The sequence below is a fragment of the Streptomyces sp. NPDC049577 genome (assembly GCF_040675635.1).
Lineage (GTDB): Bacteria > Actinomycetota > Actinomycetes > Streptomycetales > Streptomycetaceae > Streptomyces.
Window position 1 is genome coordinate 1 of the sequence record NZ_JBFAPH010000247.1, and the last position, 9,301, is coordinate 9,301.

The 9,301-nt window shown below is 72.4% G+C and carries 6 protein-coding genes; 3 read left to right on the forward strand and 3 right to left on the reverse strand.

What is annotated here, in order from left to right; genetic code table 11:
* Positions 1-402: 402 nt before the first annotated feature.
* On the reverse strand, positions 403-951 hold the full coding sequence (locus AB0K09_RS23880) for a MarR family transcriptional regulator (protein ID WP_366067416.1): 549 nt from the start codon (positions 949-951) through the stop codon (positions 403-405).
* 154 nt (positions 952-1,105) lie between these two features.
* Here AB0K09_RS23880 and AB0K09_RS23885 point away from each other — a divergent pair, with 154 nt between their 5' ends.
* Positions 1,106-2,425, forward strand: coding sequence for an MFS transporter (locus AB0K09_RS23885; protein WP_366067421.1), 1,320 nt, complete (start codon positions 1,106-1,108; stop codon positions 2,423-2,425).
* A 105-nt stretch (positions 2,426-2,530) separates the two neighbouring features.
* Here the strand turns inward: AB0K09_RS23885 and AB0K09_RS23890 are convergent, their stop codons facing one another.
* Positions 2,531-4,354 carry an ATP-binding SpoIIE family protein phosphatase gene (locus AB0K09_RS23890; RefSeq protein WP_366067417.1) on the reverse strand — a complete coding sequence of 608 codons (1,824 nt, stop codon included), beginning with the start codon at positions 4,352-4,354 and terminating at the stop codon, positions 2,531-2,533.
* Positions 4,355-4,619: 265 nt separating this feature from the next.
* Entirely contained in the window at positions 4,620-5,984 is a 1,365-nt protein-coding gene (locus AB0K09_RS23895) for an NAD(P)/FAD-dependent oxidoreductase (protein ID WP_366067418.1), read from the reverse strand.
* A 403-nt stretch (positions 5,985-6,387) separates the two neighbouring features.
* On the opposite strand from AB0K09_RS23895, the gene AB0K09_RS23900 reads away from it, so the two are divergent.
* Together AB0K09_RS23900 and AB0K09_RS23905 are read left to right on the forward strand one after the other, a co-directional pair.
* Positions 6,388-7,182, forward strand: a complete 795-nt coding sequence (locus AB0K09_RS23900; RefSeq protein WP_366067419.1) for a helix-turn-helix domain-containing protein — start codon at positions 6,388-6,390, stop codon at positions 7,180-7,182.
* Between the two features lie 185 nt (positions 7,183-7,367).
* Complete coding sequence (locus AB0K09_RS23905) at positions 7,368-9,248, forward strand: sigma-70 family RNA polymerase sigma factor (protein ID WP_366067420.1); 1,881 nt, start codon at positions 7,368-7,370, stop codon at positions 9,246-9,248.
* The last annotated feature ends 53 nt before the right edge of the window (positions 9,249-9,301 follow it).

Sequence of the window (9,301 nt, forward strand, 5' to 3'; positions counted from 1 at the left end):
CGTTGACTTTTGGCACGCTGTTGAGTTCTCAAGGAACGGACGCTTCCTTCGTACTCACCCTTTCGGGCTTTCCTCCGGGCGCTTCCCTTCGGTGTTTCCAACCTTACCAGATCCGTTTTCCGTTCCGTTTCCGGTTCGGATTCCGTTTCCGGCCCCCTGTTGGAGCGGGGTTTTTCGCGCCTTCCGGCGTGATCACTACTTTAGCGGATTTCCCCGGCGACTCCTAATCGAAGTCCGTTCCGGAATTTCGGCATGCCGAAATCCATCCCGTTCAGGGGGGCCGTGCAGTAGTGGATGCCGCCGGTGCGGCGTGAGTGGCTGCCGGGAACCGTTACGGCTCCGTGGCAACTCGGAGAACACTACGGATCCAGAGGACCCGTGTCAACCCCCGGATCAGCGGGGTCAGTCGAGGTCGCTCAGCCGTCCGCCGGCGTCCGGCTGGGCCTCTTCGACGCGGCGCAGCAGCCGGGTCAGCATCTCGCCGAGGCGGCCGCGCTCGTCCGCGGTGAGGTCCTGGAGCAGGTCCTCCTCGAAGACCGTGGCCCGGCGCATGGCCTCCTGCCACTTGCCGCGGCCTTCCTCCGTGAGGCCGACGATCACCCGTACGCGGTTGCTCTCGTCCCGCTCGCGGGTGACGAGGCCTTCGGCGACCATCCGGTCGATGCGGTGGGTCATGGCGGCCGGGGTCAGTCCCAGCCGCTTGGCCAGGTCGCCCGGGCCCAGGCGGTAGGGGTCGCCGGCGAGGACCAGTGCCTTGAGTACCTCCCACTCGGCGTTGCTGATGCCGAGCTCCGCGGTCTGGCGGCCGTAGGCGACGTTCATGCGCCGGTTGAGGCGGCTGAGAGCCGAGACGACCTTCTCCACCTGCGGGTCGAGGTCCTGGAACTCGCGCTGGTAGGCGGCGATCTGTTCTTCGAGGCTCGGCTCGGCCGAGCCGGGGGTGTCAGCCATGCCCGGAAGTATGGCACGAAAGATTGGCACTAAAGCCCTTCGGCGTGTACTCTTTAGCTTCGAACTTTACTATTGAAGTCTTCAGGGCTGGACTCTGGAAGCTTCTCCCACCCGTACGACCCCTCGACCTAGGTAGGTGAGTGTGACCACCGCGATGGGCGCCGCGCTGCGCCGGATCCAGCTGGGCAACGCGCTGAGCGCGTTCGGCAACGGCTTCACGGTCCCGTTCCTGTTCGTCTATGTGGCGCAGGTGCGGGGTCTCGGCGCGGGCACGGCAGGACTCGTGCTGACGACGTTCGCCGTGGCCGCGCTGATCGTGCTGCCCTTCGTCGGTCGGGTGATCGACCGTCGGGGTCCGCTGCCCGTCGCCATCGCGGGTACGGTCTGCGCCGCCGTCGGTTCCATGGGACTGGGGCTCTCCGAGGCCCGGCTGCCGGCCGTCGCGGCCGGTGCCGCGCTCGGTGCGGGCATCGCGGTGATCCAGCCCTCGCTGGCCACGATGATCGTGTGGTGCTCGACGCCGACCACCCGCTCGCGGGCGTTCGCGATGCAGTTCTTCCTGAACAACCTCGGTCTCGGCGTCGGCGGTCTGCTCGGCGGCCAGCTGGTGGACACCTCCAACCCGTCGAGCTTCGTCCGGCTCTTCGCCATCGAGGCCGTGATGTTCCTGGTTCTGGGTGCGACCGTGGCGACCGTCCGGCTGCCGCGCGCTCCCAAGGTCACCGACCCGGTGCCGTCCGCCGAGCCGGCCAAGGGCGCCTGGCGGAGCCTGCTGGCCGACGGGGCCATGGTGCGGCTGTCGCTGCTGGGCTTCGTGATGTTCTTCGCCTGCTACGGACAGTTCGAGGCGGGGCTGGCGGCCTTCGCCGTCGAGGTCACTCGGATATCCCCGGCCACCCTGGGCATGGCGCTCGCGGCGAACACCGCGGCGATCGTCGTGGCGCAGTTCCTGGTCCTCAAGCTGGTCGAGGGACGTCGCCGCAGCCGGATCATCGCGCTGGTCGGTGTCATCTGGACGGTGGCGTGGATCGCCGCGGGCATCTCGGGGCTCGTCCCGGGGGCGCACGGTGTCGCCACTGCGCTGCTGATCTCGACGTACGCGCTGTTCGGGCTCGGTGAGTCGATGCTGTCGCCGACGGTGGCCCCGCTCGTGGCGGACCTGGCTCCGGCGCGGCTGGTGGGCCAGTACAACTCCGCGTTCGCGCTGGTCAAGCAGCTGGCGATGGCGGTCGGCCCGACGGTTGGCGGTCTGCTGGTCGGTGCCGGGATGCACGTCACCTATATCGGTTCGCTGATCATCTGCTCGGTCGCGATCTCGGTGCTGGCACTGCGGCTGGGCCGTCGGCTCACGCCCGCGCAGGACAACCCGCTGCTGCGGGCCGCCGCGCGGCGGCCCGAGCGGACGGCCGGCGGCGCCGGTTCGATGGCGTCCGGCGAGACGACGGGCGAGCACCGCGTCCCCGTCGCCGCCTGACCCTCGGCCCGGGGGGCAGGCGGCCCCGGGGGCCGCAGCGGTCCGAGGGTCCGTGCCGCGGCCGCCCTGTCTCAGTGCTGTCCCGCTCTCAGTGCCGTCCCGCTCTCAGTGCTGTCCCGCCGGGAGGGCGAATTCGCACCAGACCGCCTTGCCCCCGCCCGGGGTGCGGCGGGAGCCCCAGGACGAGGCGATGGTGGCGATGATCGAGATGCCGCGTCCGGCCTCGTCCACCGGCTCGGCGCGGCGGCGGCGCGGCAGGTGGTCGTCGCCGTCGGTGACCTCGATGATCAGACGGCGGTCCGTGCGGCGCAGCCGCAGCCGCATCGGGGGCGTGCCGTGCTGGAGGGAATTGGCGACGAGCTCGCTGGTGGCGAGGACGCCGAGATCCCGCAGGTCCGTGGGAAATCTCCAGCTCGCCAGGACGCCCGAGGCGAAGGCCCGGGCGCGGGGCGCGGCCTCGACGCCGCCGAGAAGTTCGAGCGCGGCGTTGTGGAAGAGCTCGGCGTCGTGGCCGGTGCGGGCGGGGTGCTGGAGGACGAGCAGGGCGACGTCGTCGTCGTGGCCGTCGGTGATGCCGAGGGCGCGGATGAGGCGGTCACACATGACCTGGGGCGATCCGGTGGCGCCGGCGAACGCGCGTTCAAGGGCGTCGACGCCCTCGTCGATGTCGGCGTCGCGGCGTTCGACGAGGCCGTCGGTGTAGAGGACGGCGCTGGCTCCGGGGCCGAGGGGCATGCTCCCCGAGGCGTGGAGCCAGCCGCCGGTGCCGAGCGGCGGGCCGGTCGGTTCGGCCGCGCGGCGAACGGTGCCGTCGGGGTCGCGCACGAGGATCGGCAGATGGCCCGCGCTGGCGTAGACGAGCCGGCCCTCGTTGGGGTCGTGGACGGCGTAGACGCAGGTGGCGATCTGGGTGGCGTCGATCTCGGCGGCGAGGCCGTCGAGGAGCTGGAGGACCTCGTGCGGCGGGAGGTCCAGCCGGGCGTAGGCGCGGACGGCGGTGCGGAGCTGACCCATGACGGCGGCTGCCCGGACGCCGCGGCCCATGACGTCTCCGATGACGAGGGCGGTGCGGCCGGCGCCGAGGGTGATGACGTCGTACCAGTCGCCGCCGACGGCGGTGTCGCGGCCGCCGGGCTGGTAGGTGGCGGCGACGCGCAGGTCGTCGGGCTGTTCGAGCTCCTGGGGGAGCAGGCTGCGCTGGAGGGTGACGGCGGCTTCGCGCTGGCGGCGTTCGCTGGCGCGCAGGCGCTCGGCGGCCTCGACCTGGTCGGTGACGTCGGCCGCGAAGACGAGGACGCCGCGCCGGTCGTCTCCGTCGGCGAGGCCTCCCCGGGCGGCGGGGCCGGTGGCGGGGGCCGTTCCGACGTCGATCGGGGAGCAGGTGAAGGTGTAGTAGCCGGAGCGGGGGCGGGCGTCGGGCTCGGCCGGGCGTGCGGTGAGCGCGGGGGCTTCGGCGCCGGTGACGCGGCGGCATTTGACCGTGCGGGGTTTGCCGCTGCGCAGTACCTGGTCCATCAGGGGGAGCAGGCCGAGTTCGGCGAGCTCGGGGAGGGCTTCGCGGGCGGGGGCGCCGGGGGTGCGGGGGCCGAAGAGCGCGGTGTAGGCGTCGTTGACGTAGGCGATGCGGTGGTCCGGGCCGTAGACGACGGTGACCAGGGCGGGGACTGTGCCCAGGATGTCGTGGACGGAGAAGCCGTCCAGGGCGGGGACGGGGGCCGCGCCGGGGGCGGGCCGGGTGTGCGGAGCGGTCTCGGCGCGGGCGGCGGGCACGGAGCCGGCGGCGGCGCCGGCTCCGGCGGGTGTGGCGCCGGTGCCGGCTCCGGCGGGTGTGGCGGCCGTCGGGGCCTGTGGCGTGACCGTGCGGTCGGCGCGCGCCGCGGCTCGGCGCTGCGTTCCGGGGAGCCGGGCGCTCCAGCGGGTGAAGTTCACTGAGGATTACCTCGCGGAGTCGTTCCGGATCAGCTCGGCGACGAGGGGTGGCGGTGCCGCGCGCCCGGCGCGGGGGCGCGGTGTGCGGTGCGGGGGCCGGCCCCCGGGAGAGTGCAGCAAACGTCCGGATCCTCACGATTTTTGCTCTTCGCGGATACGAGCCCACCCATGGTCACACGTCCAGTGTGGCCGACCGGGCTGACATCCGTCAGATGTCGGACGCCACAGGCGCGTTCCGGTTGCCGCACTACCCCTGCGACCTGCGTCAACTCGCTTCGGGGTGGCGTCCGGTACCTGCCGCGAGTTCGAATTCGGCACGGGGGTGTTCCAGCGAGCCGAGCGAGACGATCTCCCGTTTGAAGAGGCCCCCGAGCGCCCATTCGGCGAGGATGCGGGCCTTGCGGTTGAAGGTGGGCACCCGGCTCAGGTGGTAGGCGCGGTGCATGAACCAGGCGGGGTAGCCCTTGAGCTTCTGCCCGTAGACCTGGGCGACGCCCTTGTGCAGGCCGAGGGACGCGACGGAGCCGACGTATTTGTGGCGGTACTCCTTCAGTGGGCGCTCGCGCAGCGCGGAGACGACGTTGTGCGCGAGAACCTTGGCCTGGCGGACGGCGTGCTGGGCGTTGGGGGCGCACTCCTTGCCTTCCTCATCCGCCGTCAGATCCGGTACGGCGGCGGCGTCTCCGGCGGCCCAGGCGTGCTCCACGCCGTCGACGCGGAGCTCGGCGGTGCACTTGAGCCGGCCGCGCTCGTTCAGCGGCAGGTCCGTCGCGTCGAGGATGGGATGCGGCTTGACGCCCGCCGTCCATACGAGCGTTCGCGTCGGGAAGCGGGAGCCGTCGCTGAGGACGGCGACGCGGTTCTCGCAGGACTTCAGGCTGGTGTCCAGCCGGACGTCGATGTTGCGCCCGCGCAGCACGCGGACGGTGTACCGGCCCATCTCCTCGCCGACTTCCGGGAGGATGCGGCCGGTGGCCTCGACGAGGATGAACTTCAGATCGTCGGGCTCCAGGTTGTGGTAGTACCGCGCGGCGTAGCGGGCCATGTCCTCCAGCTCGGCCAGGGCCTCCACGCCGGCGTAGCCGCCGCCGACGAAGACGAAGGTGAGCGCGGCGTCGCGTACCTCGGGGTCGCGGGTGGAGGAGGCGATGTCCAGCTGCTCCAGGACGTGGTTGCGCAGGCCGATGGCCTCCTCGACGGTCTTGAAGCCGATGCCGTAGTCGGCGAGGCCGGGGATGGGCAGGGTGCGGGAGATGGAGCCGGGGGCGAGGACCAGCTCGTCGTAGTGCACTTCGATGGGGCCGGTGCCCTCCTCCTCCGTGGCGAGCGTCTTCACCCTGGCCGTGCGCTTGGCGTGGTCGATGGCGGTGGCCTCGCCGACGACGACCTCGCAGCGGCCCAGGACGCGGCGGAGCGGGACGACGACGTGGCGCGGCGAGATGGAGCCGGCCGCGGCCTCCGGCAGGAAGGGCTGGTAGGTCATGTAGGGCTCGGGATCGAGCACCATGACCACCGCCTCGTGGCGTTTGAGCTCCCGCTGGAGACGCAGCGCCGTGTACATCCCGACGTAGCCGCCGCCGACGATCAGAATGCGCGCCGGTTCCTTCTCCAAGGCCCCTCCTCGCGTCATCGCGAGCCCTCGCGAAACGGCCCGGCCCTCGGGCGTCTTCGGGCTCGGGTGCCCGGGGAGTCCCCGGCCATGCACAGCTTCTTCCCATGAGGCACCGGGCGTCGAAGTTTGTCCACAGGACCGTATGAAAAGTATGACCGGCGGCGGAGCTGATCCCTCCATGCCGAAAGGGTCTTTCGGCATGGCAGCCGTGCAGGTCAGAGGGGATGTACGGGGGTGGTGGCGTGGTGCAGAATCAAGCCGGAACGGGGGTCTGCTCCGATTGGGGGTGGGCTGTGCGGAACTACCCTCTTCTTTCTTGACCTGGGCTCAACTATGTTCGTACTCCGTCGGGGTGTCGAGACATGCCCCGGCAGTCAGGGCGGGGAGTCTCCGGGGGGAGACGTCATAACCGGGGGAACACATGAGCATTCAAGGCTCTCATTGGTCTGCGTCCACAGCTGTCGCCACGACCGCCGACAGCGCCGGCGCGCGTAACACGCCGCTTCGGGTGGACGCCCAACGCAATCTCGAGCACGTGCTGCGCGCGGCGCGCGAGGTCTTCGGCGAGCTGGGGTACGGAGCGCCGATGGAGGACGTGGCGCGCCGCGCCCGAGTGGGTGTCGGCACGGTGTACCGGCGCTTCCCGAGCAAGGACGTGCTGGTCCGGCGGATAGCCGAGGAGGAGACCGCCCGGCTGACCGAGCAGGCGCGGACGGCGCTGGGGCAGGAGGAGGAGCCGTGGTCGGCGCTCTCCCGGTTCCTGCGCATGTCGGTGGCCTCGGGCGCGGGGCGGCTGCTGCCGCCGCAGGTGCTGCGGGTCGGCGTCGAGCCGGAGCCGGGGCAGCCCGTCCAGGCCGTCCCGGCGGAGCGGGTGCCGTCCGTCCAGGCGGCGGCGCAGCCCCAGGCGCGGGTCCCGCAGCAGCGTCAGCCGGGTGTCACCGGCGGTCAGCTGCACGAGCTGCGCCTGGTCGAGCAGCGTCCCGACCGGGCCGAGGAGCGGGACGACGCGGGCGCGACGGCGCTGCTGGAGGTCGTCGGCCGGCTCGTCGACCGGGCTCGCGCGGCGGGTGAGCTGCGGCCGGACGTCACGGTCGCCGATGTGCTGCTGGTGATAGCGACGGCCGCGCCCTCGCTGCCCGACGCGGCGCAGCAGGCGGCGGCGTCCTCCCGGCTGCTCGACATCCTGCTGGAGGGTCTCCGCTCCCGGCCCGCGTAGGCGGTGGGGCCGCTCGTCCCGTCGTCTCCGACAGGAGAGTTTTCCCCGAACGGGTGACCACTCATGGTCCGGCGTACGAACCTACCCGGACGAGTGGTTGCCGTTCGGGTGACGACCTTGGCGTGGTCCTTTGTGCGACGCTTGCCCGGTATTGGGCTATGCGGGCATGTACGGGAGCCACCGCTATGGGCGTTGACGGGCGGGACGAGGATCAGGACGAGCGGACCAGACCGTTCGCGGGCCGGTCGGCTGGCCGGGAACTGCCGGGCGGCGAGGAGGGCGAGGAGTCCGACGATCCGCCGGGCGGCGTAACGGGCGCGCCCTCCGCCGACGGCGCTTCGGCGCCGCCCGGTGGGGGCGCGCTGGTGCCGGTCTCGCCGCGCGAGGGCGTGCTCGCACGCGCCGACGCGGACGCCGGGTCCGACGCCCGTGCCGGGGCCGGTGCTTTGACCGGTGCCGGCGGTTCGGCCGGTGGCGAGGTCCCGTCCCCCCTTCTCGACCCGACGGAGGCGGACGTAGATCTCCCGCCCTCCGACATCGAGTTGGTCGAGCGCATGCGCGCCGGTCAGGACGACGCGTACGAGGAGCTCTACCGGCGGCACGCCGACGCGGTCCGGCGCTACGCCCGGAAGTGCTGTCGCGACAAGCACACCGCCGAGGACCTCACCAACGAGGTCTTCACCAGCACCCTGCAGGCGGTGCGTTCCGGGGCCGGCCCGGACTCCGCGGTCCGCGCCTATCTGCTGACCACCGTGCGGCGGGTCGCGGCGGCCTGGGCCACGACGGCCCGACGCGAGCAGCTGGTCGAGGACTTCGCCGTCTTCGCCGGGTCGGCGTCCCGCTCCTTCAGGGCGCCCGAGGACGACACGCTCGACCTCGGCGCGGACGTCCGGGCCATGCACGAGGCGGAGCAGTCCCTGGCCGTCCAGGCCTTCCGCAGCCTGCCCGAGCGGTGGCAGACGGTCCTGTGGCACACGACCGTCGAGGACGAGTCGCCCAGTGACGTCGCACCCCTGCTCGGTCTGACCGCCAACGCGACGGCCGTGCTGGCGCACCGTGCCCGCGAGGGGCTCAAGCAGGCGTATTTGCAGGCTCACGTCAGCGCCTCGCTCACCTCCGGCGGCGACTGCGCCCGCTACGCCGACCGGCTCGGCGCCTATGCGCGCGGCCGGCTGCGGACGCGCGCCGAACGCGGCATGCGCAAGCACCTGGAGGATTGCGCGCGCTGCCGCCGGGCGGCGCTCGAGGTCGCCCAGGTCAACGAGCAGCTGCGCGCGCTGCTGCCGACTGCGGTCATCGGCTGGCTCGCCACCGAGTACGCGACGAGGGCGATGGAGGGCGCGGCGATCGCGGTGAGTACGCCCGCGCCCGTGCGCCCACCCGCGTCCACCGGCCCCAATCGGTCCTCCGCGCCGAAACAGAGCTCCCGCCCGGCATCGCGGTCGTCCTCGCGCTCGTCCTCACGTTCGCCTTCGAGCCCGTCTTCGAAGCCCTCCTCGAAGCCCTCCTCGAAGCCGTCCTCGAAGCCGCCGTCGGGCGGTGGTTCCGCCGTCGGGGCCAAGGTCGGCGCCGGGGTCGGGCTGGGCGCCAAGGTCGCCCTCGTGGCCGGAGTGCTCGCCGCGGCCGGGGCCGTCATCGGCTACGCCCTGGTGGGCCACTCCCCCGCCCGGGTCGAGGAAGCACAGGCCCCGCCGCCGCACGCCCAGATCCTTCCGGCACCGAAGGCGAAACCGAGGACCTCCACCACGCACCCGAAGGGGACGGCCCACGCCTCCGCGCGCCCCTCCCACCGGCCTTCCACATCCGCATCAACGGCCACGTCCGCGTCCGCGTCGGCTTCTGCCCATGCATCGGCCTCCGCATCGGGCCCGCATCCGGCCTCCGCCTCCCCGACGGCGCCGCCGTCGGTCTCACCGGTCTCACCGGTCGCCCTCACGCCGAAGGGCTCGCTCCTCCTGTCGGCGTCCCCGGACCGCGCCCCGACGGTGGCGTCCCCGGCCGTCAGGCCCAGCGCGTCCCCGTCCCGCACCGCGGGGTCGTCACCGTCACCGGCCCGGACCGGCTGAGCTGGCTGCACCTCCTGCTCACCCAGCACGTGAGCGAGCTGCCGCCCGGGCAG

Bases quoted from the DNA above. Each gene is read 5' to 3' on its own strand.
- AB0K09_RS23880 (WP_366067416.1), bottom strand. From the start codon at position 951: ATGGCTGACACCCCCGGCTCGGCCGAGCCGAGCCTCGAAGAACAGATC.
- AB0K09_RS23885 (WP_366067421.1), top strand. From the start codon at position 1,106: ATGGGCGCCGCGCTGCGCCGGATCCAGCTGGGCAACGCGCTGAGCGCG.
- AB0K09_RS23895 (WP_366067418.1), bottom strand. From the start codon at position 5,984: ATGACGCGAGGAGGGGCCTTGGAGAAGGAACCGGCGCGCATTCTGATC.
- AB0K09_RS23900 (WP_366067419.1), top strand. From the start codon at position 6,388: ATGAGCATTCAAGGCTCTCATTGGTCTGCGTCCACAGCTGTCGCCACG.
- AB0K09_RS23905 (WP_366067420.1), top strand. From the start codon at position 7,368: ATGGGCGTTGACGGGCGGGACGAGGATCAGGACGAGCGGACCAGACCG.